18 protein-coding genes are annotated in these 24,734 nt (G+C 44.1%); 7 read left to right on the top strand and 11 right to left on the bottom strand.

Annotation, left to right across the window (positions count from 1 at the left end; all coding sequences use genetic code 11):
• Nucleotides 1-90: 90 nt before the first annotated feature.
• The 11 genes from KAH81_03445 to buk all read right to left on the bottom strand — a co-directional run bounded on the left by KAH81_03445 (nucleotide 91) and on the right by buk (nucleotide 14,491).
• Nucleotides 91-1,287, bottom strand: a complete 1,197-nt coding sequence (locus KAH81_03445; protein MCK5832705.1) for a hypothetical protein — start codon at nucleotides 1,285-1,287, stop codon at nucleotides 91-93.
• The gene (locus KAH81_03450) at nucleotides 1,287-1,886 is read right to left on the bottom strand and encodes a 2-oxoacid:acceptor oxidoreductase family protein (protein ID MCK5832706.1); all 600 of its coding nucleotides are present in this window, start codon (nucleotides 1,884-1,886) and stop codon (nucleotides 1,287-1,289) included. The genes KAH81_03445 and KAH81_03450 overlap by 1 nt, the downstream gene beginning before the upstream one ends.
• Before the next feature lie 31 nt (nucleotides 1,887-1,917).
• On the bottom strand, nucleotides 1,918-2,769 hold the full coding sequence (locus tag KAH81_03455; protein ID MCK5832707.1) for a 2-oxoacid:ferredoxin oxidoreductase subunit beta: 852 nt from the start codon (nucleotides 2,767-2,769) through the stop codon (nucleotides 1,918-1,920).
• Nucleotides 2,770-2,779: 10 nt separating this feature from the next.
• Nucleotides 2,780-3,940, bottom strand: a complete 1,161-nt coding sequence (locus KAH81_03460; GenBank protein MCK5832708.1) for a 2-oxoacid:acceptor oxidoreductase subunit alpha — start codon at nucleotides 3,938-3,940, stop codon at nucleotides 2,780-2,782.
• The gene (locus tag KAH81_03465; GenBank protein ID MCK5832709.1) at nucleotides 3,933-4,370 is read right to left on the bottom strand and encodes a ferredoxin family protein; all 438 of its coding nucleotides are present in this window, start codon (nucleotides 4,368-4,370) and stop codon (nucleotides 3,933-3,935) included. Before KAH81_03465 ends, KAH81_03460 begins: the two co-directional genes overlap by 8 nt.
• 15 nt (nucleotides 4,371-4,385) lie before the next feature.
• On the bottom strand, nucleotides 4,386-5,258 hold the full coding sequence (gene sucD, locus KAH81_03470; GenBank protein MCK5832710.1) for a succinate--CoA ligase subunit alpha: 873 nt from the start codon (nucleotides 5,256-5,258) through the stop codon (nucleotides 4,386-4,388).
• A 1-nt stretch (nucleotide 5,259) separates the two neighbouring features.
• Nucleotides 5,260-6,381 (bottom strand): ADP-forming succinate--CoA ligase subunit beta, encoded by a 1,122-nt coding sequence (gene sucC, locus KAH81_03475; GenBank protein MCK5832711.1) that lies wholly within the window; start codon nucleotides 6,379-6,381, stop codon nucleotides 5,260-5,262.
• Nucleotides 6,378-7,778: an HD domain-containing protein gene (locus KAH81_03480; GenBank protein MCK5832712.1), complete on the bottom strand. Its 1,401-nt coding sequence runs from the start codon at nucleotides 7,776-7,778 to the stop codon at nucleotides 6,378-6,380. The genes sucC and KAH81_03480 overlap by 4 nt, the downstream gene beginning before the upstream one ends.
• Before the next feature lie 229 nt (nucleotides 7,779-8,007).
• Nucleotides 8,008-12,045 carry a T9SS type A sorting domain-containing protein gene (locus tag KAH81_03485; protein ID MCK5832713.1) on the bottom strand — a complete coding sequence of 1,346 codons (4,038 nt, stop codon included), beginning with the start codon at nucleotides 12,043-12,045 and terminating at the stop codon, nucleotides 8,008-8,010.
• A gap of 23 nt (nucleotides 12,046-12,068) precedes the next feature.
• On the bottom strand, nucleotides 12,069-13,097 hold the full coding sequence (locus KAH81_03490) for a hypothetical protein (GenBank protein MCK5832714.1): 1,029 nt from the start codon (nucleotides 13,095-13,097) through the stop codon (nucleotides 12,069-12,071).
• Between the two features lie 332 nt (nucleotides 13,098-13,429).
• On the bottom strand, nucleotides 13,430-14,491 hold the full coding sequence (gene buk, locus KAH81_03495; GenBank protein MCK5832715.1) for a butyrate kinase: 1,062 nt from the start codon (nucleotides 14,489-14,491) through the stop codon (nucleotides 13,430-13,432).
• 368 nt (nucleotides 14,492-14,859) lie between these two features.
• Between buk and KAH81_03500 the strand changes: the two genes are divergently transcribed.
• The 7 genes from KAH81_03500 (at nucleotide 14,860) to KAH81_03530 (ending at nucleotide 24,681) form a co-directional block, all read left to right on the top strand.
• Nucleotides 14,860-15,663 (top strand): hypothetical protein, encoded by an 804-nt coding sequence (locus tag KAH81_03500; protein MCK5832716.1) that lies wholly within the window; start codon nucleotides 14,860-14,862, stop codon nucleotides 15,661-15,663.
• A 238-nt stretch (nucleotides 15,664-15,901) separates the two neighbouring features.
• Complete coding sequence (locus tag KAH81_03505) at nucleotides 15,902-18,199, top strand: glycosyltransferase family 39 protein (protein ID MCK5832717.1); 2,298 nt, start codon at nucleotides 15,902-15,904, stop codon at nucleotides 18,197-18,199.
• 242 nt (nucleotides 18,200-18,441) lie between these two features.
• Nucleotides 18,442-19,122 carry a cell division ATP-binding protein FtsE gene (gene ftsE / locus KAH81_03510; protein MCK5832718.1) on the top strand — a complete coding sequence of 227 codons (681 nt, stop codon included), beginning with the start codon at nucleotides 18,442-18,444 and terminating at the stop codon, nucleotides 19,120-19,122.
• Nucleotides 19,119-19,976 (top strand): ABC transporter permease, encoded by an 858-nt coding sequence (locus KAH81_03515; GenBank protein ID MCK5832719.1) that lies wholly within the window; start codon nucleotides 19,119-19,121, stop codon nucleotides 19,974-19,976. The genes ftsE and KAH81_03515 overlap by 4 nt, the downstream gene beginning before the upstream one ends.
• 268 nt (nucleotides 19,977-20,244) lie before the next feature.
• Entirely contained in the window at nucleotides 20,245-21,390 is a 1,146-nt protein-coding gene (locus KAH81_03520) for a BamA/TamA family outer membrane protein (protein ID MCK5832720.1), read from the top strand.
• 3 nt (nucleotides 21,391-21,393) lie between these two features.
• Complete coding sequence (locus KAH81_03525) at nucleotides 21,394-23,358, top strand: PAS domain-containing protein (protein ID MCK5832721.1); 1,965 nt, start codon at nucleotides 21,394-21,396, stop codon at nucleotides 23,356-23,358.
• On the top strand, nucleotides 23,359-24,681 hold the full coding sequence (locus tag KAH81_03530; protein MCK5832722.1) for a sigma-54-dependent Fis family transcriptional regulator: 1,323 nt from the start codon (nucleotides 23,359-23,361) through the stop codon (nucleotides 24,679-24,681).
• Nucleotides 24,682-24,734: the final 53 nt, after the last annotated feature.

Here is a 24,734-nt window from a genome sequence, read left to right on the forward strand (position 1 = left end):
ACCTTGGCAAGGTGGAGCTCTACCAACTGAGCTACTCCCGCAAATGCGATGTAAAAATAATTTTGACTTTCGCTGTTGTCAATATGTTTTTTATTTTTTATTCCAATTCGCTTTATATATATTCTTCAAAAGCGATTCCTCTTCCGGTTGCAACTCTTCACCACGGCGCGACATTACTACTTTTGCGGTGGATATTGCCTTTTCAAATTCATATTCCACATAGCCCTGGGAGGTTCCCCATGAAAAGCTCTTAATAAATTTTGGTGGAAGTCCCGTGCCATAATGATTTACAGACACTCCAATATAAGTTCCCGAGTTTAAAAGCGCACCGATACCAGTTTTCGAATGATCGCCTATAAAACTTCCCACCTTTATTCTTCCAGTGTCTATCTGGCCATCACCAAAATCGATACGAATTTTTCCATAATTGTTTTTCAGGTCGCTAGTTGTGGTCAATGCGCCAAGATTGACCCATTGGCCAATATAGGAGTGTCCCACGAATCCCTCGTGGCCTTTATTAGAATAACCTATGAAAATTGATGATTCGACTTCTCCAGCGATTTTGCACATGGGTCCAAAACTGCAGTCTTCGCGAATCCAGCCCGACAACACAACAGTATCCTGCCCAATGAAACAAGGCCCTTGAATAATTGCGCCGGGGCGGATTATCGCACCACGAGACACTATAATAGGCCCTTCGCGAGCATCGAGAACAGCACCAGCGAAAACCTCGGCACCGCGCTCGATTGCAACGGCGTTTTCGCCATAAATCGCGGCCTGCGGATGAACCTGACCATCGATAGCCCGACGAAAATTCTCGTCGAAATCGGCAGTAATAATGGAGGCATTGATATTAACAAGATCCCAAATTGCAGGCACGATAATAAGATCGAGCTCGAAAACCGGCCAATCGGGTGGAATTTCAAACCAACCTTTATCGAAAGGCTTGTGCGTTAGGATTGCTACAACAGTCTCATCGACTTTAAAAATTGCGTCGCCCTCGGCTGATTCGACCATCCGTGCAAATTCCAAATTATAGACTACATTTGGCTTCAAATATAATGTGCGCCCAGTCTCGTCCTTCGGAATAAATGATTTATTGGATTTAACCGAATAGACTTCAGCCACGCTTGGACAGGCTCTTAACTCTAGTGCTGAATTAGGAAAAAGCTTCCTAATTCGCTCTTCGAATGTAAAACATCCGGCCAAAAGAGATACTACCGGCCTTGTCTCCGATAACGGTCGGAAATTACTCGCGCAAAAATCGAGAACAACTATATTCAACATTATATTCTGTCGATCTCCGTTTCATAGGATTCTTCTTTTAAAGCGCCCGATTCCCCGGCGGCTTCTATCTTCTTTGCCAGATCATAACCAAGCTTAATCGCTTTGAGATTACTAGCCTCGAACCTTTGAGGAAATCTCTCGGCAAGGAATTTCTCTATGGACTTCTTCGTCACTATCTTTGTGTATTGAGTAATAAATCCCAAACACACAACATTGGTAGCAACAACCGAACCAAGTTTTTCCCTTACAATTTCCACAAAAGGCACCTCGATATAAGGGTGTTCGGGTTTTTGTTTCACATTATCGGCATCGATAATCATCAAACCATTAAGTTTTAAAAGGTTGGCATAGGCATTGGCCGATGGTTGTGTCAAAGCCAAAAGAAGATCGAGTTCTGTAGCTTCAGGAAAATATATTTCCTTAGATGAAATAATTACATCACAACGCGCCATGCCGCCGCGAGCTTCGGGGCCATATGACTGAGTGTGAACAGCATTCTTATTGTCGCCCACAGAGATAGCCTCGGCAAGAATAACACCTGCCGTAATCAGTCCTTGTCCCCCCGAACCTGATAGACGAATCTCATATCTATCTTCGATAAAGCCATTTTGTCTTTTCTGTGCGCCGTTTTTATTCTTCGACATTGGTTGCCTCCTCTCTAACTTGATGGCTCATTTCGGCATATATCGTCGTGTATTCCGCTCTGGTATTATCCTCGACAAATTCGCCTACCGGGAATTTATCAACTTTTTCCTCATCGCTAAGTTTTTCCCAAGCCTTAAGATTCACGCCCTTTTCTTTTTGCCAATTCAGCATCTCTACTGGATTTTTAAAATCATTCAATCTTCCGTAAAGCACAGGACACTGGCTAATAACCTCGACCATAGAGAAGCCTTTATGGGTGAGGGCTTTCTTTATATACTTCGAAGTATGCACGATATGATAATTCGTTCCGCGCGCTACATAGGTAGCTCCAGCGGAGGATGCTAGCTTAACAGCATCGAATGGAGGATCGATGCTCCCATAGGGTGCTGTATGAGCATAACTATCAAGCGGAGTAGTGGGAGAGACTTGCCCCCCGGTCATACCATAAATGTAGTTGTTTATCAATATCATACTGATATCGATATTTCTACGGCATGCATGAATAAAATGATTGCCTCCTATGGCAAGCGCGTCGCCATCTCCGGAAACAACAATCACCTTCATGTCCGGGCGCACCATCTTTATTCCGGTAGCGAAGGGCAAGGCCCTTCCGTGCGTGGTATGAAGTGTGTTGAAATCAACATAGATCGGCATTCGAGAACTACAACCTATGCCACTTATGAGTGCTACGTTGTTCTTGTTTATCCCTAATTCATGAATAGCACGAATTATAGCACTCATCACAGCCCCTATTCCACAACCGGGACACCAGACTGTCGGAAATTTCTTCTGGATTCTCAAATAATCGTGATATGGACTTATTGTTTCGAGTTCCATTTTAACTCCATTATTTCTTATTATGAAGCTCTATAAGCTTCTCATATATTTCTTCGGGTTCAATAACGAGACCGTCATAGCGAAAAGCGCCGCTGACCTTACACTGCCCCATAGCATAACGATCAACCTCGCGAATGATTTGCCCCATGTTCATTTCAGCAACAAGAATACCCTTAACCTTCGCCGCGATCTGATAAACTTTCCTTCCGGGGAAGGGCCAAAGAGTCTTTAATTTAAGCAAGCCTACGCGTATCCCGCGTGCTCGTGCCTTCCTAACAGCACTCATGGCAGCTCTTGCAGCGGAACCATAAGAAACCACCGCATAAAGCGCATCATCCATGTATTCTTCATCGTAAATAATTATTTCTTTACGATGAGCGTGAATCTTTTTGCGCAGTTTGGTCAACATCTGCTCGACCTCGGAAGGCACAGAGGTTGGAAAACCAAATTCATCATGCGTAAGACCTGTTACATTATATCTGTAACCCTCACCAAAAGCCACAAACTCGCTAATCTCACTCGGAGTGTTGCTGTAAGGCTTATAAAATTCAGGTGGAACGCTCGGATAAGCGCGATTCTTTATCTTAATATCCTCGAGATCGGGAATAACAATTTTTTCGCGCATGTGGCCGAGCATCTCATCCATGAGCAAAATCACCGGAGTGTTGAAGGTCTCCGAACAATTAAACGCGTGAATAGTGAGGTCGTATATCTCCTGCACACTACTCGGCGAGATAACGATTGAAGTGTAGTCACCGTGAGTTCCCCATCTACTTTGCATAACATCGGATTGAGAAAGCTTGGTCGGAAGGCCTGTGCTCGGCCCGCCACGCATAACATTAATTATAACAATAGGGATTTCAGAGATATAGGCGAATCCCAAGTTTTCTTGCATGAGGCTGAATCCCGGGCCGGATGTAGCAGTCATCGCCTTGGCGCCAGCTAGAGAGGCCCCGATTATCGACGCAATGGAGGCTATCTCATCTTCCATTTGAATAAACGCACCACCGACAAGAGGAAGTTTTTCGGCACAACCTTCAGCGATCTCCGTGGAAGGCGTTATAGGGTAACCCCCAAAGAAACTGCAACCCACTGCAAGAGCAGCTTCGACAACAGCTTCATTCCCCTGAAGGAAGGTCGGCGTTCCTTTCTTATTTGTTTTATTAGCCATTTTTGGCCTCATCTTTCTTATCATTAGCCAAAGCCTTTTTAGCGGCTTTGTTTGCCTCTAATTTGCACGACTTATCATCGCCAGCCTCGCACAGGAGTTTCTTAATTCGCACGGTCTCATCCTCTGTTGGCTTATTCTCAGGTAACTCGGGACCTTTAATGATGGCCATATCAGGACATCTAAGCCAGCATAGACCACAAAGTGTGCATTTGTCGGGATGTGCTAGATAAGGAAGTCCATCTGCCCTTTCCTCTAGGGCTTTCGTAGGGCAAAAAGTCGTACAAATCCCGCAACGCTTGCACCATACCTCAAAAATAACAATTTTCCCTTGTGGTCGAACACTCTCCCCCCAAGTAGTAGGCGCCGCAGTCGTCAAACCGGATCGTATTCGACCCTCGATAGGCACCGTCTTCTTTTTTGGTTTAGCCATAATACAATTCCTCCATTATTTATTAAAAACTCGTGCGAGAAGTAAAGGAACCTCGCTCGGGATTCTCGCCACAGGAACCGAGGCTTTCTCAAAAACCTCAATCTTATTCAGGGCCGATTCTCCCTCACCAAATACTATTGCTCCAGCATGCCCCATCTTTTGTCCTTTTGGAGCTGAAATACCGGCAACATAGGCCACCACAGGTTTTGTCATATTTCTAATATATTCGGCGGCGTGCTGTTCATCATCGCCGCCTATTTCACCAATTAAAACAACAGCACCTGTTTCATCATCACTCTCAAGTCTAGCGAGAACATCGACAAACGAGGTGCCTACAATAACATCTCCACCAAGGCCGACACACGTGGATTGCCCAAAACCAGCATTAGACAAACAATCCACTATCTCGTATGTCAGAGTACCAGAACGGGACACCACTCCAACCGAACCTTTTTTAAATATCTTACCGGGCATTATACCCAGCAGTGACTTGCCTACGGAAACCAATCCGGGGCAATTAGGGCCGATAAGTTCGACCATTTTCGACCGATAGTAATGATGAACCTTTGCCATGTCAATAGTAGGAATTTTTTCTGTTATACAAACAACCAAACTTATATAATCAGAGTCCACCGCCTCATATAAGGCATCGACCGCTTTATCCGCAGGAACAAAGATTATTGAAGCGTCTGCTTCAGTTGACTGCATTGCTTTATAAATACTATCATATACAGGGATGCCGTGAACCTTACTCCCCCCTTTTCCGGGGGAAATGCCAGCAACAATTCGAGTGCCATATTCGAGCATACGCTTTGTATGGAATGAACCATCCCGTCCGGTAATCCCCTGAACAATAACACGAGTATTTTCATCGATATAGATTGACATCCTAATACTGCAACGCTTTCTCAATTAAATTATCCATAGAATCGAAGATTTTCACTCCTGTTTTCTGGAGTATATCTCTGGCTAAATCGCCATTTGTTCCCTTCATCCTTGCAAAGATAGGGATAGTTAGATGGTCTTTTTCCATCGATGACGCTATTCCGCGAGCAATTTCATCACACCGAGTTAAACCGCCGAAAATATTTATTATTATTTCTTTGACTTTTTTATTTTCTAAAATCAATTCCATAGCAATCTCGACCTTACTGCTACTGCTACTTCCACCGATATCGAGGAAATTTGCCGGCTTTCCGCCGTGGGCGAGAATGCAATCCATGGTGGCCATGGCAAGGCCCGCACCATTGACTATACAACCGATATTGCCATCGAGAGGAACATAGCTAATTCCTGCATTTTTGGCTTTAGAACTTAGACTTTTAGCGGAATCTGAAAAGCTGGAAAAATCTGGATGGCGGAAAAAGCAATTATCATCGAGAACGATTTTGGCATCAAGGGCGAAAACCTCTCCATGGCTATCTACAGCTAGCGGATTAATTTCAAGAAGCATCGCATCGAGACCAATAAAAGCGGAATAAAGCCTTTTAATTAGCTCTTCCATTTCCAATAAATGAGGATATCCTTCGAAAAGGGCCTTGGCAATTTCTCGCGATTTATACTCCCTGAGCCCGATTATTGGATCGACGTAAAATTTCTTAATTGCTTCAGGATTGCTCCTTGCAATAGCCTCTATTTCCATTCCCCCTGTGGGGGATACCATAATTACAGGAGATTTAGCTAAGCGGTCGATCGATACCGAGATAAACATCTCTCTTTGGACATCGGCAGCCTTCTGGACGAGTATTCTATCGACAGTGTACCCGCGAATCGTTTTGGCAAAAATCTCTCTAACTGAAGCTTCAACTTCGCTGGGATTATGAGCAATCTTTATACCGCCAGCTTTGCCTCTTCCTCCACAAGGAACTTGCGCTTTCAGAACTACGGGTGATCCAAGTTCATTATATATTTTCAGCGCACTTTCTTTGTCGAAACAAACAGCGCTACTCAGTACCGGTATTCCGTATTTATCAGACAAGAGTTTTTGAGCTTGATATTCAAGCAGTTTCATCTATCTGTGCCCGATTTCGAGTAAGTGTCGATTTGTCTCAATTTTGCTAAGAGCAGTTCGCGCTCATTCATTGATGGATCATCGATAACTAATTCGAGGAAATCATCGAGAATTTTTCCTACTGTCGGTCCTTGATTGATATTGAGAACGCGCATAACGTCTTCGCCATTAATCTCGAGGTCTTTAACAGAGAGCGGAGGTTTTTCACTCAGAATTTTGTCGATTTGCCTTTGGTAATACTCGTCGGAGGTCTTATCTCTATCTGTGCCTTGCGCTTCGATATCCGCATAGCGAAGCGCAAAGAGGTCATCAAGAAGGTCGATACCTACATTGCGAACGAACCTGCGAATACCCTTATCAGTTTGCGCTTGAGTGAACATATGAAACCGAACCAACTTAGCCACGCGCTCGGTGAGGTCTTTTGAAAACATCAAACGCGCCATAATCCTCCGCGTCATTTTCTCTCCAAGATTTTGATGTCCATAGAATATTGCGCGGTCGCGTTCGGGGAGGTATTTCCTTCGAGCGGGCTTTCCTATATCGTGAAAAAGAGCCGCGAGACGAACAGGCAAAATAGATGGTGAAAAATCCACCGCTGCCAATAAGTGCTCGAAGACGTCGTGCGCATGCCAACCGCCTTCCTGCGAAACATCGACACAAACACCGAGCTCTGGAATGAAATACTGTAAAAGTCCCCAATCTTTACAAAGCCTCAAAGCAACGGATGGTTTAGGAAGAAGTAATATCTTCCGAAGCTCTTCAGCGATCCGCTCGGGCGCAATAGTGGAAATCGAGGCCGCAGAAGATTTAAGCTGTTTTAAAGTTCTTTCTTCGATATTAAGCCCGCAGCGACCACAAATATATGCTGCGCGAATACATCTCAATGGATCGGCCACAAATGTTGAATCGCTAACCATCCGTAATACGAAATTTTCAATGTCTTTTGCCCCATTAAAAGGATCGATTAGCTTTCCATTGCGAAGATCAAGGGCCAGGGCATTGACGGTGAAATCCCTTTGCCCAAGATCCACTTCAATTTTCATTGAAGGATCGAGGCTGTCTTCGGATGTCCTCTGATCTGAGTTAAAGGCCCTCATTGAAGGAATCGAGACATCGATGGGACCCACTTTATTCTTAGGATACCATTTAATAACTGTAAAACTTTTCCCGACAGGCTCGGCTTTGCCATTATACCTGAGGAACTTCGTCAGTTCCGCGAGAGGAATAGATGTAACCAGAATATCGAGTTCTCTGTATTTGATACCTAACATAGTATCACGTAAAGCCCCACCCACAAGGTAAATACCGACTTCTTTAGGCAATTTATCTAGTTGCGATAACGGCAATTCGCGTTCGAAAACTTTTACCGAGACATTTTCCATTATTCTAGCATTCAAAATTTAAATATCAATTATAGATAAACCTTAAAAGTTAGAAATCAACGAATTTTTTAGAAAAGCGCTTTTATTAGCTATTAGTATAATAAAGACGCAATATGCGCTATATTACTTTGTTTTATTCTTATCAAGAAAAAACTACTTTCCGCTTTTTCGCTCGCTCGCCGCTCGGGGGACGTCGTCGGCCTTTGAAGCCTTCGGCTTAGAAGGCTAGCGTGAAGCCTATATTTTATCTTAAAAGAAGAAGTTTGGTTGTTTTCACTTTATTGCCAGCCCTAAGTCGCGCAAAATAGCATCCACTCGGTAGATTCACTGCATTCCATTCGAATGAAAATCTTCCGGCCTTGAGCTTGCCATTGACTATTGAATCTACGTGCCTACCCGAGACATCGTAGATATCGAGCTTTATATTTGAATTAGCGATATCCGAGCCAACTGAGAATTCAATATTTACAGCGGAATTAAAGGGGTTGGGATAGTTTGGATAAAGCTCTATTCCCGAAGGCAGAATTATTTTTTCATCCACTTCGACACTAGAGCCCACGTGAATCCAGATTTTTGTGTATGTTGAATACCAACCGCCGAGGGCCGAAAGCTCGATCGGAACCTCGATCACCGTATCGGTCGGGCACAACGGCGAAATGGTTAAGTGCATCGCGTCCGAAAAATTGTATGCCGTATCGCCCGGCATTATATTACCATATAGAGCTTCGATACTCGACGAAGTAATATAGGTCGTATCGAGAACAACTCCCTTAGCGGTCGGAGCCATAGCTACGCCTGCGTTATGAACGAATAAACGAATTCCGATGTCCTCTCCCGGTTCGACGATGCCGTTGTTATTACCGGACGAATCGTCCAATACCGGTAAACCCACATTGAAAAGCCATGGAAGCGAAGGAATGTCCGGTTCAACAGTCGTAATACGAAGCGCCCTTCCCGCTGTGATGACAGCGGCATTTTCTTCATAGACTCCATCGCGAAAATACTCTAAACCGATGGTTTCTGTGCGCGACTCAATACCCACACCCATAACCCCGAGACCAGTAAAAGTATTATAGTAAACATAAAACTCGCTATCCCCTGTAGGAGTGGCCCAATATGCCGGATTGCAAATGCGAAGCTGATAAGTTACAATACCACCAGCATAATAAAAGCTGCAAGCATCCCACTCTACAACAAACTGGTGATTTGAAGCGTCGTTATATGCGTAGATCTCGCCACCGTCTGGGCGATGTGGGGCAAGATCGGACCACACAGGAGCAATAATACCCTGTGGCCCACCAACATTTGGGAAACTCTGAGGTGTTCCTGTTCCACCACCAGAATAATCATCCCTTCCCGGACAAATATATCCGTTAGAGGCTACAGTGATAGAATCGTAATTTACACCGTAAAACTTCATTGTGAATGGAAGACCTATGGTTGTAATTCGGTCGTCTCCATCGGAAACATTTGTTAACTCATATCCAATAGAAGTAATATCATCCCATGCGTAAGTCGGTTCGATATTCGATTCTTCATCGGTATCATCTATAATATAATAGCCGTAACTATCCGGTCCGGTGGGTAAATTCGAAACAGAACCTGTAGCTACCAATGGTATTGGAATTGTATCAAGATAATCGTATATCGAACCGGTTCCTCGAATTCTGAGACCAAGCTCGATAGCCTCAGCCGGTTCAATGTCAGGAGAAAGACTTATTGTATAGCATGGATCAAGAGTAACCTCAGCACCACGCCCCCAATCGTCTATCGATGCTAGTTCCTGAATGACAGCCACACGATCAGTTCCCAAAAGCGTTCCAAGAACATTAGTCAACCTGGCTTGCGACACATTGTTCAAAGTGAGGCAAATATCGGCAACTTCGCCGGGAGTGAGCACTCCATCCCCATTACCTAAAGGTCCTGGATCGTTAATTACTGCACTCTCGAACATCGGCTCAAAATAAACCACAGAGGGTTGTGGAGTAATGTTCCTTGCCCAGGGGCCATCATGATGACCAACTATGGTCATAGAAATGTTGATTGATTCACAATCTAAATAACTCGATGGAATCTGAAAACGAACCTCATCCCCGGTAACTGTATCTCCCGGAGCAACAGCGGAGAAAACCGAAACGGAATCTATCCAATCGATAGCCTCAGCACAACGAAGATAACCAGTAAGCCCACTCGCGCTTTCTGTTCCAAGATTACATATCTTTGGGAAAAAGCGTATTGTCTCACCTGGATTGATTATACCATCGCCATCGCCAACAACATCTTCAAAGGTGACAGGAGCAGCATAAATACCGACTCCCGATACAATAACATCGATGGTATCCTCGAAGGGATAAATATTCGGCCCTGTAACTACCAAAATAAGCGGTATAGATGGATCCGTAGTAAGCGATATCGACACGTCGCCAGAGCCATCCGTCATCGCATAAGAGAAATTACTTCCTTTGTGTATCGCAACACGAGCATCTTCCAGCGGCGCTCCACCCACCACCACATTTACGTCGATAGTCACTGCACCCACGAAGACCACGGGCGGAAAATCTACCGTCGGCGGCAAAATTGGCGCTGTCCATGTAAGCATCTCCGGTGTTCCGACCAAAGCCGACGAAAGATACTCGTATCTCGAATCGGAGGAACCGCCAAATTCCGAATACATGCTGTTTTTTCCATATGTATGCGCAGCTCCGAGTTGGTTAAGGTCCTCTTCAAAAAGCCCTTCATAGATATGCTTCGATAGCGAAGAGCGCTCCTCGGAATTCGAACTAACGGCAGTCTGTCCCATAAAGGCCACGCAGCCCTTTGGGTTAGAAATGGTTCCTGCTCTGGTCGATCTTTCGCACATCCGCGTATCGCCGGACATGAACCCACCGGTTCCGCATGAAATCGAGATATTAACAGGGCATTTGCCGTCATTGTCAAGCGTATCGAGACCGCCATACGCCGATTCATAGTTGCCGAAGTAATAATAATCCGGCCATGCTTGGCCGCGGAATTGGATCAAGCCGCAACCGGCTTCAAAATAAGGTTTTGCCGTGTAAAAATCGTCGCCGTCGTGCCTTCTTAGAAGCTGAACATCGGTAAAACCAGCGGCCGTGCATTGTCCCATGCCATATGTTACTGCGGCGAGATACGATGAATCTTGCGGCCCAAGAGGATCCCACGTTGGGTCGTCCTCGCTAACAATACCGATTGCACGAGCATACCAATCGTCGGTCGTGTCGGGATGGCATTCGTAGTTAAGTTGTTTTTGAACGAGAAGATCGACCTGCGACGAGGCATCGCACGACATCCGCCCGAGAAAGACATCGGGGAAGTAATCGCTGCCATCGACGCAGCCGTATTCGTTGTCGCCGATGCACGAACCGGTCGATAGGCTCATATATGTTGTGACGTTCTCTGCATCACCCACGAAAAGGACGTATGCCGGCTTGATGACCCACGTGTCGTATGCGTTTTGGATATATGCCTTGATGGAGGCTGTGTCCGTTCCGGTTTCGGTCGTCGACACAACTTTTGTCGGCATACCCATGTGAAGTTTCCAATCGAGCCACGGTTCGAACTCGTCAACGAAATATGGATATGCAATAACTAAAAGTTCAGCACCATCATCAGGATCCCATTCTGTTGACTCCTGAGGTCGCATTCTCGGAATCGTTTTCGATGGATTAATCAAAGTCGCTCGGAAAAGCTCTTCAAAAGCATAATGATAATATGCCGGGTCCGGTGCTGTCGAACCACCGCCCGCGTATTTGACAGATATAATTGCGTTGCGCATAAACCTAACACCATATGTGGGATGGTATTCCAGCGGCTGAACATCGATATCCGCTATCTCGACACCTCGAATCGTCTTTTTCCCGATGTAATCGATAGTTCCTCCGGAAGGAATTGAATAAAGCCGTGAGTTGCCGGGAACAATCTTACTCTTAGAGAATACCTCCTCACAACGGGGAACTGGCAATACTTCAATCCATTCACTCCATTCAACCGACTCGATTTCAACCGAGACGGAAGAACCCCTCGGTATAGCAAGAGAATATGCCAAACCCGCAAGTTGGGGGCCATACTCTTCGCCCCTCGGCCCGAAATCGGCCAGCGAAATATAAGAATATCCGCCTCCAAAATCGCGAATCTGCGGTTGCTCAAAATCGACAGAAAAACGAGTCTCAGAGCTATTATCACAAAGCAGGCTCACTCCACTGATTCCTGATACTGTGAACGAAATACACATCAAAGCTGTAAGTAGTAAATTATAGCGGGTCATCGGCTAACTCTCCAAAAACAAGACTATTTTTCAAGGGTGAACATAACGCGATTAAGCTTCGTTGGCGCTACAGCATCATCAAAACAAACAGCAGAACCGGAGGAATCGCTCGGAGCGAGATATTGAAAAGTCTCCACACCAAACCAGAACTCGTATTCCTCATTGCCCATTACGTTTAGCGTATCCTCAACAACATGGTTGCCATTTAAATAAAACGCCTCATCGAGCGAAGAAGAATTGAGACTCTTAGAATATATATAATGGGTCCTCGGAAGCCCGTCGGTATGTTGCACAGTAATATATGCGGCATATTCTACCATGTCTTCGCTACCTCCACCCCAAAGATGAAGGGCGCCTTCAACATCGAAATCGACACTAATCCTCGCTACAAACCAACCGGAACCTTCGATACCGATGCGCTTACCGGTCTCGACTTTCGTGCGAACAATTCTGTATCCCGGAGATATATCACAATCAATATAGCTATAGGCGGAAAAAGCGTCGTAACCGTCAGCATAAACACAGGCTGGCACAACATTGTCAGCAATCAAGCCAAAGCGAAGGAAATCAAAATCCTCGCCGAGCACAGTATCGGTGCTCGCCGCGCGAACAATATGGACTCCTGCACTATCAGCAGTTTCCGGTATCACCGAAACCATAGTGCCAGAGCGCTCGATATAACCATCGGCATCCTCGATCTCCAAGGCCGCTGTATATTTACCGCGTTTGCTGTAATTGAAGGTCGGTGCTTCTCCTGTATCGGTTTGAACAAAAGGATCGGGGCGAAGACCCGAAGGAGTGAAACCACCCTCGGTCACGCTCGAAGGATAGAAATACCCACCTGCCGAAAGATCGAGATTCCAGCTCTTGCGAAGGATTTCAGCGTCGGAGAGTATCTCACAATAAAATTGCGCTTCATTCCCAACAATAAGCTGGCCAGGCCCTGTTACAGATTCGATAAATGGCGGATCGACATTCGTGTAATTCGTATCGATAGGTTCGTTTGGATCGCTGCCGTTGCCATTATCGCAACCCACAAAAATGAATAACAAAAAGAGGCTCAAAAACAAGATAAGAGAGTTCTTCACTGGTTTCCTTTCTTTCACTGTTCCTTATAATAATAACTATTATAAATAAACATCATTCAGTTGCAATAAAAAATAGCTCCAGTAGATACAAATCCCGCTAATATGAATTTACAAAATATATTCAATATGAATTCGCGAAGAGGCTCTCCACTCGGGCGATTTTGGCCCTGCTGTAACTCTAAAATTTTCCTTCAATTGGGAAAAAATCGCTATATTGTTATCGGATAATAGCATAAAAAAACAAATAGGATGGTTAAAAACCACCCTATTTGTTTTTTTGAATTCCCCTCACAAGCCTATTTATATTCTCGGGGTTCCTCCTCACCGCTTAATATTCTGAGCACCCCCATAACCAAACCCTCCATCTCGTCTTCGCCGGGGTAGATGTGAACTGGCGCTATCCACTCGACATATTCTTTAACACCATTCATTACAGGATTACAAAAGGCTATACCGCCAGTGAGAATAATTGCATCGACCCGGCCCTTGAGTGTGGCAGCGTAGGCGCCGATTTCTTTTGCAATCTGGTAAATAAAAGCCCGGAATATAAATCTTGCCTCCTCGTCGTTATCGAGATGGTTTTCCAAAGCTACAAGGTCGTCAGTGCCGATTAGGCCTAGAAAACCGCCTTTTTTTATTATCTTTTTCAGCAACTCCTTTTCACTATACTTACCCGAAAAACAGAGCTTAACCAATCCCGTTACAGGGAGTGTTCCACATCGTTGTGGCGAAAAAGGCCCGCCATCATTGGCGTTGCTGGCATCGATCATCTTGCCTTTGCGATGAGAAGTTATGCTTATTCCTCCACCGAGATGAGCGATTACAAGATTCATATCCTCATATTTTTTACCGACCGTCTTCGCATGACGCTTGGCTATCATTTTGATATTAAGGGCGTGGCTCAATGAAATTCTTGGAAGCTCTTTCATGCCCGAAACATAGGCTACATCATCGAATTCATCCACACTAACAGGATCAACAATAAACGATGGAATACCCACCGGCTCTGCGATTTCCTCTGCGAGAAGGCAACCGATATTCGATATATGGTCGGCCTGAACGCGCCCGTTAATAACATCGGATTTCATTGCGTCATTTATGGGATACGTTCCGGAAACAAGAGGCTTAAAGGGGCCTCCCCTTGCAACCACCGCATCGAGATCATGAAGATCGATACTATGCTTATCCATGCAGGCGCGTATTGTGTTTGAGCGAAAGGTATGTTGATCGTAAGTATGGTCAAAAACATCGAGTTCTTCAAGAGTGTGCCTTATGGTTTCGATAAAAAGTGGTTTTTTGTCTTCATAAACAGCTACCTTAGTCGATGTTGCTCCAGGATTGATGGCCATGATTTTCATTATTCCTCCTCGTTATCGTTTAAAATAATAAAGGAACTCTTTGGAGTGTTGATAACTCGCCAATAGAGACTCCTTTGAATATATTTTTCAAGCCTTATGTCGAGTTTCATTCAACAAACGCACCGTAATATAGATGTTTATTACTACTTGGGCAACCCAAATAAATGGAAAGTAAAAATATTGATAAAATAAAAATAACCTTGACAAAGTTTAGAATTCTTCTTACTTTTATTAGTGAAGAAGGAGATTTGTTATTACTTGCTTAGAAAATTAGTCACAAATGGGAAGGGTTTTAAAATTTTAAGCATTTATCATTTTGAATGTTATTCGAACAAGGGTTGCAACCTATATCCATAAGGAGGATGTAAATGAAGAAATTGTTGTTAGTAGTAGCTCTTTTAGCCGTTGGTGTTGCCTTCGGTTACACTCAGAGCTTAGGAACCGCCGGTGACGAAGTATCTGGCGGATCTCGTGACGTTCTTGGTGAAGGAACAGCTAACGAGGCTTATGTTTATGCCAAGTTCACGCTTACCGGTATTGAATTCCAGGTAATCGACCTTGCCGATGCAACTTGCATGGGCGATGTTGGCACCGACAATCCCGGAAATGATGTCTGGATTCTGACTGCTGTCAGATCTGGTGATGACATAGCTCAGTGGGCAACCGCTGATATTCCGTTCGTTATCGAAAATCGTGGCGCTTTGGCGCTCGACCTCGGTATGTGGAATGATTCCCCTCTCACCATCAGCACAGCTGGTGATGATTGGGATTATCAGCCTGTCACAACTGACATTTCCTATGCCTTAAACCAGTACAAGCTGTTTGGTGTTTTCACACAGGGCGATTGGGCACCGGCCACCGAAGCCATCGTTAAAGGCGAAATGGGTGGAGCAGCCGATCTTACAGTAGCTGGTGGTGGCGCATGGTGGATCGGTACTACCCTTGATTGGTATACCGATGCTACCCATTTCACGCCAGAAACAGAAGCCAACGACGTGTTTGATGGCAGAACCAACCTTAACCTCCCAGCCGCATGCGGAACCTATAGCGGCCAAGATCTTCTCGACTATTGTCAGCTTCGTCTACGCCTCGCGGTCAGTGAGGGTGGCACGGACCAATATGGTCACGCTGTCAAGGTTGCTTTGGTCAGCAGAATCACTGAAGGACTCTAGTCTCTGAGTATTTAGACTACTGCAACCCTCTTGCCCCTCTCTTTTTGGGAGGGGCATTTTTTTATCCCAAAAAAGAGATTATAATCTAATGTGTCGATCTAAGATACACTCAATTGAAATATTGAGTGGTTTTGTGCCGAGCGAGATAAAACCCTATTTTTATTTTTTGATTTAATTTTGCCTAGAAAGAATTATATTTCTTTCCAGTTATCTGCTAATAAACATTACGAGGTAAAATATGACCAATACAAAAACTTGTTTTTTAAATGTATTAGAAAACCTTTCAAGATGGCAGTTCATCTTAATTATAGCGCTAATTTGTATCCCACTTTTTTATTTTGTTTTTAATCCACAACCGAGTATTCTAGATGACAATTTTCATTATATGAATCTTGCGAGACAATTATCCTCCGGCAAGGGTTATACAAACCCCTATTCGGTCGAACCGATACCGGAAACACATGTTGCGCCGGGTTATCCATTTGTTCTTTCTTTAATTATTAGAATAACAGGCCACGATAAACCAATAGTCGCATTTAAACTCTTCAATAATTTTTGTTTTTGGCTAGCCCTCGTTTTAATTGCGTTTATTTTCGATAAGCATTTAAAATTAAACCGTTGGGTAACACTTATATTCTCCTTATTTTTGTTGTTTAATTCGGAGATAGCCATGTTTGCTTCTATGGTTTCAACCGAAGCTCCCTTCCTTTGCTTTTCCGCTTTAACCATAGTATTTTTCCTTGAATACAGTATTGAGCGAAAACTTAGATATTTTATTCTAGCTATTTTGGCCACGGTAGCCGCTCTTTATATAAGGATACCCGGTGCGCCATTAGCAGTTGTATGTTTTATATGGTTGATATGGCGTAAGGAGTATAAAAAAGCTGCTCTTTATGCTCTGGCGGTGGGTTCTCTTGTTGGCATCTGGATATTGCCATTATTATTAAAAGGTCAGTTTCTCTACACACAGCAAATTGCTCGCGCCGGGCTCGATACCTCTAAAATTGGGCATTACGATTCTTTTGTTACAAGGTATTTCCACCATTTTTTATCTTATTTCATGAAGTTTATTCCATCCCTGTTCATCCCAAGACATATTAAATTCCTTTATACCGGTTCCGAGGTTAGTATTTTCAGCTGGCTTGGATTAATCTTGGGGATTCCGATTTTGGTTTTTTCCATTATAGGTGTTGTAAGGACTTTCAAAGATAATAATAATCTTGTTACCTTTTATGCTGCTTTATATTTCATGATTTATTCAGTGTTCGCATCTCATGGAACCCGTTATGCAAGCTATGCTTTTCCCTTTCTTTTTTACTTAATCGCTGTTGGTCTATGGTCATTCTTAGGCTGGTTGAAACTTGGGAAAAAGGCTCGAACTACATTTGTTATAATCCCCTTAATGTTTTTATTCCTATTTGAAGGTCTCCCTAGATATTATGGCGATGTCCAACTTACCTCGAAAACCAGGAACCTATATAAGGCAAACGGCAATAGCTACGCGGAACTGTCAAGATTACACAGATACCAAAGAGAAGAATCGATTTTTCGAATGCACAAGGCTCTTCGGTGGTGCAAAAGCAATATCCCAAAAGACAAAATAATATTAGGCTCACAAATAAGGTCGGCAACTTTTATAACAGACCATCGAGTTGTTTCACCTACATATTTGAAGAAATATTTTACTGCGGGCTATAAAGGATTTATAGCAGATAAAAGTATAACGGAAATAGACTCGCTTGGGAAATGGATGCTCGATAATCGTGTGGAATATGTTGTTCTCGATAAGGTTTATAATATTACCACCTTTTTTATAAGGCCATTAATGAGCCGTTACCAAGACTGTTTTGATCAGGCCTATTCCACGGAAGCGCCAACAACCAGTATCTTCTCGGTCGATACTTCATGTTTAAGGGCTTCAATAACGAAGGGAAATGAAGATTTTATAAAATATTTTATCGATTTATACAAGGCAAAACTCATTGGTAATAAATATCTTCTCGATTCCCTTTTGAATGAAAATGATGATACTCTGGATCAAATAAAAAAGATAATCATAACACACAGTTATCTTATGGACATACAATTGATGGAAAAAGCGGACATGTTTTTCGAAGGTGCTTGCATTAAATACCCTCACGACCCCGCTATATGGATGGCAAGGGGTATTGACCTAAATCAAAACGACAAGAATGAGCTTTCGATTATATCGCTCGAAAAGGCCAGAATTTTCGGGGCCAAAGAAGCAGAATGCTATAATAATATGGCTATAGCCTACGCTAACATGGGAGATTTAGAAAACTCCTTAAGGTGCTTTAAGCTTGCTGCAAAAAAAGATCCATTCGATCCGGTGATATTTGAGAATATAATATTTGTCTATATTCGTTTGGGTGACGCAAAATCTGCTGAAGCTTTTATAGTAGAACAACTTGCCAGAACAGATGTTGATAGCCTTTTCACAAAAAGAATGGAAAAAGCAAAAGGAAATTTTTACGATTGGAAAATCAGGAAAAATTCTAAAGGGTCAAGAGAATAATTTTTTTGGCTTTCTGGGTCTTGCTTTTATTTGTATAAAACCGATTAAGACTAATGATGGTATAATATATTGTTGTGTAATGGCTTAAATATATTTTACTTCTGTTTAATTAACGATCATATGAGATATTTCGATATTCAAAACGGCTAGTTTATCTTTCAAGATCGACGGCATTTCGTTTCATTTTTCTATTGCTTTAAATAAGCCCTTGATATTGTTTATTGCAGAATATATCTTGTTTTATGAGTATTTTACGCTTCGATAGAGTTGGCAAAGCATACAGCAAAAGATGGATTGCGCTTTCAGATGTGAGTTTTACCATCGAAAAAGGAGAATTCGTTTTTCTTGTCGGTTCTTCCGGGGCGGGCAAGAGCACTCTTCTTTCACTTATCTTTATGGAACAACACCCTGACTCCGGAACTGTTGAAGTTGTTGGGTTTGACTCGAAATCGATAGATATTTCGGCAGTGCCTAATCTCAGGCGAAAGCTCGGTGTTGTTTTTCAGAATTTTCGTCTTCTACCGGACATGACTGCTGAAGAGAATGTGGCTTTTGCGCTCAAGGTAACTGGCCAGCCTCGGAAGTTTATTAAGAAAAGAACATTCGAGCTTTTGGCAAAAATGGGGCTTTCGCACAAAGCAAAATCATTCCCACACGAGCTTTCGGGCGGCGAAAAACAGCGCATAGCTATCGCCCGTGCGCTGGCAAATTCGCCGCTCTTGCTTTTAGCCGATGAACCAACCGGCAATCTTGATCCTCGTGCAACCGACGAGTTTGTCGAGTTGCTGATGGAAATAAACGCTCAGGGAACAGCAATACTCATGGCCACTCACGACACAGACCTTATAGATCGTGTCCCAATGCGTGTTCTGGAGCTTGAGAACGGTGTTTTAGTGGGTGACCGTCCGAGGGGGATCGAATGAGGGCGATACTTTTCGCTATAGGGCAGGCATTTTCGTCGTTTTGGAGAAGAAGTTTTATCACTTTTCTGTCGATAGTAACTATCACTATAGCAATGGTTATTCTCGGTGCGTTTTTGCTTATTTCACTTAATCTAAGGGGCGCAATAGGCAACCTTAAGAGTCAGGTCCAACTCGAGTTTTATATTGAGGATGGCGCTACAAAGGCCGATGCATCGACGCTTATAGAGTCTATCAAAGCCGAGAAGGGTGTTGAATCGGTTGAGTTTGTCACTGCAGAACGCGCCAAGCTAGAGTTTATCGACGAATATGGGAAGGAGCTTCTTGCAGGACTTCCAAAAAATCCATTTCCCCCATCGATACGTGTCGAACTAGCAAAAGACCTTACTATAGGCGATGTTCTCGATTCACTTACGGAGAAATATCGAGATGACAAGCTTATTATCGAGCTCTCTGCGCCTAATAAAATTGCTCACAGCCTGGCAAAGGCCAGTCAAATATCTCTACTCCTTACAGGGTTGTGGGGTCTCGTTCTTCTTATTGCCGCAACCACTATTATCACTAACACCGTGAAACTTGCTATCTCCCAGCGCGGAGAGAGCATTAAGGTGATGCAACTGGTTGGGGCATCTCGGAACTTCGTTCGGCTTCCATTCTTGCTCGAAGGTTTGATTCACGGTCTTGTATCCGGTGCACTGGCCTGGCTTATTCTTTGGGTGCTTTCGGAGGGTGCGGATTATATTTTACCATCCCTTATTCCCTTACCACTTCCCTGGAATATCTCGATAGTATTATTGGGTGGAGTCTTCGGAGCACTTGGTAGCACAATAGCCCTTAGACGATATCTTCGATATTAATCTCCGATTTCTATTTTAAAGCGGATATAAAACCTAAACCGCCCTTCCCGGGGGGCGTCGGCCTTCTTGACCTTCGGTCTCGAAGGCAAGCATGAGGTTGGCTAAAAATCGAGCACATAGGTATTATTCCGCACCAACCTCCTGCTAATTTCTTCGCCGTTGGAAAGCGAGCTTTCCTTTGGGCGAATAAATCCGACGCCCCCCTGGCGCAGGGTTGACATGTTATAACTAAAACTGTATTTTAGTAGAAATTCATTTAGGAGAAAAAATGCGGTATTTAGTTTTATTTTTAACACTGGCTGGTGTTTGTTTTTCGGGGTGGTTTTTCATTCCTGGGGCTTATTGGACATTTCAGGATGGTGGAATAGGTTTTTTGTATATACAAGGGGAATACGAAAAATTTGGATGGAACGCCGACGCGCGTTATTCATTTAAAAGTGACTACTGGTTGGACACTGAATTCAGAGCTAAACTAATCGGCGAGATGACTTCTGTTAGATTCGATTATTCGCGCGATTCTCTAGAGGAGGACTGGCGTCGTTATCTTAGTGATACATCAACCATGTCCGAATATATAGCATCGGAATATTCTATTTATCTTCGCCAGTTTTTCAATTCCGGCAAGACAAACAAATTTTCGTTATATACTGGAATTAAACATGGTGATTACACTTCTCCCTTGACTTTCATCCCGACATCGAGCACATATGATTCGACAGAGGAAATCCGCGTAGCTGACGCTATAGACATTGGTGGCGAGTTTTCTATCGACAGTAGAGACGACCCGGAGAATCCTGAAACGGCGTATTACCTTAAAATCCGCTTTGGTGGCCTTATTTTTCCCTCAGACAAAAATACGCTTTTCGACTATATGGATGCCGAACAACTAACCGACCCGGACAAAGAATGGCCTCTTAAGGCTACGGGCTATATAGAGCTCGACCAACGCTTTTATGGTAAGCTTCAAACCAAGGAAGTTCCATTTCCTCTTATTTTGGCAATGCGAATCGCGGTGGGTCATCACCTAACAGAAGTTCCACAGCTCGTAGCCTTTAAAGCCGGGCGGGATAATTTTCTTCGTGGTATCGATAAACGCCACCTTATGGGCACGAGCTATTATATAATGTCAGGGGAACTCCGAGCACAGGTCTGGGAGGAGAGTTATACACCATGGATATTGCTTCACTGGATAATCCCGGGATACGAAAACCCAAGGCCGATACTAGAGCTTGCTCCATTTCTTGAATTTGCTAAGGTTTACGGTGATTATGTCCGTAATGACGAGCAACAGATGACCATCGGTTTGGGACTTCGCTGGGTTTTCACCGATTACACAGTCGTTCGTTACGATTTCGCATATTGGCCGAAAGGCAAAACCTTTGGAGCCTATTTCTCGTTTGAGCCGAGCATATAGAAAGTGAAAAACACGCGCAGGATACTCCACCTGATATTGATGCTTTTGGCGATACTCGTGATAGTTATCGCAGTGGAGTGGTTCGCTCTTCGCGCTACCAAACTTGCTTTCAGCGAGCTTATGTTTCGCAATGGTCTCGGTTCCGCATCGGTATTAATCGAAGCATGCCGGACAGTCTATGGTTTTCAGGTTCTCCGAGAATTTGAGCGAGAAAGTCGGCTTATATTCGCATCTGAGTCCATCCCGGAATCCATAGGCCCTGGTGATGTCGAGAAAATTGCAAAACAATCACAACTTCCGCTTGTAGTCTTTACCGATTTCGATGCTAACATTATTTTTAAATCATCCTCAACATATAACGAACTTTTTAGTTGGTTAAACACTGTAAAAACCAACCTTCATCTAATATATGACAACACGGAATCAACACAACTTTTTGGAATCGACCGCGAACTTCCGCTTGAAGAAGGGCCTAAAGGTTTAGCTATTCGAGTGAAAAACGGCGTGATTATTCTCTTTGCGCCAGAGCCCACCTCGCGCGAACGCGAGGAGCTCACGCTTGGCAGAATGATAGGCCGGCTGGGCGAAAATCCTGAAGTCCGCTACCTCGCGCTTCAGGATACATCCGGATTTATATTCGCCACAAAAACCGTCAGAAAAATGAGCAGCCTTACCTCGGATGAGTTTCTGCAGAAAGTTGTCGAAACCGGCGAGGCTAATTCTCGATACGCCGATTTCTCAGGCGAACGCGTCTTCGAATTAGCCCTAAATTTCCCCCAGATGGGCCGATACAAGGGCATCCTTAGGATTGGTTTCTCAGCTGCGGATTACGACAGGCTTTTTCGAGGTTATGCCTTTCAAATAGGCGCCATCTTGGTGCTTGTTCTGATTGCTGCAGGGGGCATTATTGCCCTTAGTATGACCACCAGGCGCCTTTCTGCGCAAGTCGGGCTATCTGAAGCCATAGTTTCAGAGATGAATGCGGCTTGTCTTGCAATTAATCCCTCGGGTAAAATCTCCCTTATTAATCCAGTAGCTGTAAAACTATTTGGCTTGTCCTCGCGCGAGATATGCGGAAAATCATATGTAGCCACTTTTCCCGAGGATATACTCGGCCTACAGAAAGTCCTCAAAACCAAAAGGGCCTATATTGCTCGAACCGAGATAAAAACTCCATCGGGTGTTCGTCTTCTAGATATTTCGGCTAACAAACTCGTCGAAGGCGGCGCATTCGCAGTTGCAGAAGATATCACTGATATTATCGAATTGAAAAAAGAGGCCGCAAGTGTCGAACATCTCAGAGCCTTGGGCGAGCTTACTGCTGGCGTTGCACACGAAATACGCAATCCCCTTAATGCGATAGGAATAGTCGCACAAAGACTTTCAGCCGAATTCACCCCGATGGAAGACGAAGTCGAATACCTCGATATGCTTAAAAATCTACGAGTCGAGATTTCTCGTCTGGATAATATCGTTAGGGAATTTATTGGGCTTTCCGCGCCGTTGGCGCCCAACTTATCCTTTAAGCCAATAGACCCCTTGCTTGCCGAGATAGAAGCCGCCGGAAGGCTCCGTGCCGAGGGTTCGGGTATAGATTTCGAGTCGAAAATAGATTTTTCCGGCCACATCGAATTCGATGACGATCAACTTAAAAAGGCCCTTCTTAACCTTATTAAAAATGCTGTCGAGGCCACGCCTAAAGGCGGTAAAATAAAATTAAAAGCCTATAAACTTGCTGACGAATTATGTATTTCCGTTTGGGATAGCGGGCCACCAGTTCCAAATAAAATAATCGAAAAATTAGGAAAACCTTTCGTCAGTGCAGGCAAGGAGGGTGGCACAGGGATAGGCCTGTTTGTTACGTTCCGCGTTGCAAAAGACCACGGAGGAAGAATAGAGGTTGACACTGGAGAAAACGGCACCGACTTCCGCTGCGTTTTACCAATACCCACAAAAGGAAGGAAATAAATGCAACCGAATATAATGTTGGTCGATGATGAGAGTAGCGGTAGAAAGCTATTGGGCAAATTTTTAAGCAAAAACGGATACGATGTCGCCGATTTCGCCAACGCCGAAAAGGCTTTGGAACAGTTTAAAAAACGGGGATTTGATATTGCTCTCCTCGATGTCAAACTTCCGGGAATGAGCGGTATCGAACTCACTTCGAAACTCGTGGAAATAGACCCGAACCTTCCTGTGGTTCTCATTACTGCGTTTGGCGGAGTAGATACTGCAGTGCAAGGCATGAAGGCCGGCGCGCAGGATTATCTCGTGAAACCCATAGACCTTGAAGAATTGAAGGTCGTCATCATTAAACAGCTTGAAAAACGCCGTCTAGAAGACGAAAACCGCATACTTCGGGAGCAACTCGATGATCGCTTTTCAGAAGAAATGGTCGCCGAATCACCACAGATGAATGAGGTTCTTTCCATAATATCCCGAGTGGCTCCTACCGACGCGCCAGTTCTTATAACCGGCGAATCTGGAGTGGGCAAAGAACTTGTTGCAAGAACAATACACGATGCCAGCGGGCGCAAAGGCGCGTTTATTCCGATTAATTGTGCCGCAATCCCCGATAATCTCATCGAGAGCGAACTTTTCGGTGCTGAACCGGGGGCATACACTGGCGCAACAAAAAGAATGCGCGGAAAAATCGAACTTGCCGATGGCGGAACACTATTTCTAGACGAAGTAGCGGAGATAGCTCTCAAACTTCAACCGAAAATGCTTCGATTCCTGCAAGAAGGATCGTTTTTCCGACTGGGAGGTAACACTCAAGTTACACCATCGGTGAGGTTGATTTCGGCCACCAATCGGGATGTCCGAGCGATGGTCGAGAAGGGCGAGATGCGCGATGACCTATATTACCGCCTTGCTGTAATAAGCCTTGAAATACCACCGCTAAGAGAACGCAGACAAGACCTAATCGCCCTCACAAATAAAATCGTTGAGAAATTTATTAAGAAACACGGCAAGAACATAAAGGGATTATCTAAAGCCGCACATGACGTCTTGATTCGTCATACATGGCCGGGAAATGTTCGCGAGCTTATTAACACTCTCGAACGTGCCATAATCCTGGCGCGCGGTGATCTAATCATACCAGAAGATTTGCAGCTTACAAATTCGATATATTCAGCAACTTCAGAGCTCTTAACCGATGTCGAACGCGCACATATAAATCGCGTGTTGGAAGAAACCGACTGGCAAATGAACCTCGCAGCCGATCGCCTCGGCATCCATCGCAACACACTCAGAAACAAGATAAACGAATACGGGCTTGAACAGTAGAGCTAAAAAGTGTTAATTAAAAAACTAATTCAACTCCTCTTTTTGAGCTGTGG

The organism is bacterium (genome assembly GCA_023145965.1).
Taxonomy (GTDB): Bacteria; UBP14; UBA6098; order UBA6098; family UBA6098; genus UBA6098.

Excerpts from the sequence above, each read along its gene's own strand:
- KAH81_03530 (MCK5832722.1), top strand. The coding sequence starts at position 23,359 with ATGCAACCGAATATAATGTTGGTCGATGATGAGAGTAGCGGTAGAAAG.
- KAH81_03515 (MCK5832719.1), top strand. The coding sequence starts at position 19,119 with ATGAGGGCGATACTTTTCGCTATAGGGCAGGCATTTTCGTCGTTTTGG.
- buk (MCK5832715.1), bottom strand. The coding sequence starts at position 14,491 with ATGAAAATCATGGCCATCAATCCTGGAGCAACATCGACTAAGGTAGCT.
- KAH81_03485 (MCK5832713.1), bottom strand. The coding sequence starts at position 12,045 with ATGACCCGCTATAATTTACTACTTACAGCTTTGATGTGTATTTCGTTC.
- KAH81_03445 (MCK5832705.1), bottom strand. The coding sequence starts at position 1,287 with ATGTTGAATATAGTTGTTCTCGATTTTTGCGCGAGTAATTTCCGACCG.
- KAH81_03505 (MCK5832717.1), top strand. The coding sequence starts at position 15,902 with ATGACCAATACAAAAACTTGTTTTTTAAATGTATTAGAAAACCTTTCA.
- KAH81_03465 (MCK5832709.1), bottom strand. The coding sequence starts at position 4,370 with ATGGCTAAACCAAAAAAGAAGACGGTGCCTATCGAGGGTCGAATACGA.
- ftsE (MCK5832718.1), top strand. The coding sequence starts at position 18,442 with ATGAGTATTTTACGCTTCGATAGAGTTGGCAAAGCATACAGCAAAAGA.
- KAH81_03500 (MCK5832716.1), top strand. The coding sequence starts at position 14,860 with ATGAAGAAATTGTTGTTAGTAGTAGCTCTTTTAGCCGTTGGTGTTGCC.
- KAH81_03455 (MCK5832707.1), bottom strand. The coding sequence starts at position 2,769 with ATGGAACTCGAAACAATAAGTCCATATCACGATTATTTGAGAATCCAG.
- sucC (MCK5832711.1), bottom strand. The coding sequence starts at position 6,381 with ATGAAACTGCTTGAATATCAAGCTCAAAAACTCTTGTCTGATAAATAC.
- sucD (MCK5832710.1), bottom strand. The coding sequence starts at position 5,258 with ATGTCAATCTATATCGATGAAAATACTCGTGTTATTGTTCAGGGGATT.
- KAH81_03520 (MCK5832720.1), top strand. The coding sequence starts at position 20,245 with ATGCGGTATTTAGTTTTATTTTTAACACTGGCTGGTGTTTGTTTTTCG.
- KAH81_03460 (MCK5832708.1), bottom strand. The coding sequence starts at position 3,940 with ATGGCTAATAAAACAAATAAGAAAGGAACGCCGACCTTCCTTCAGGGG.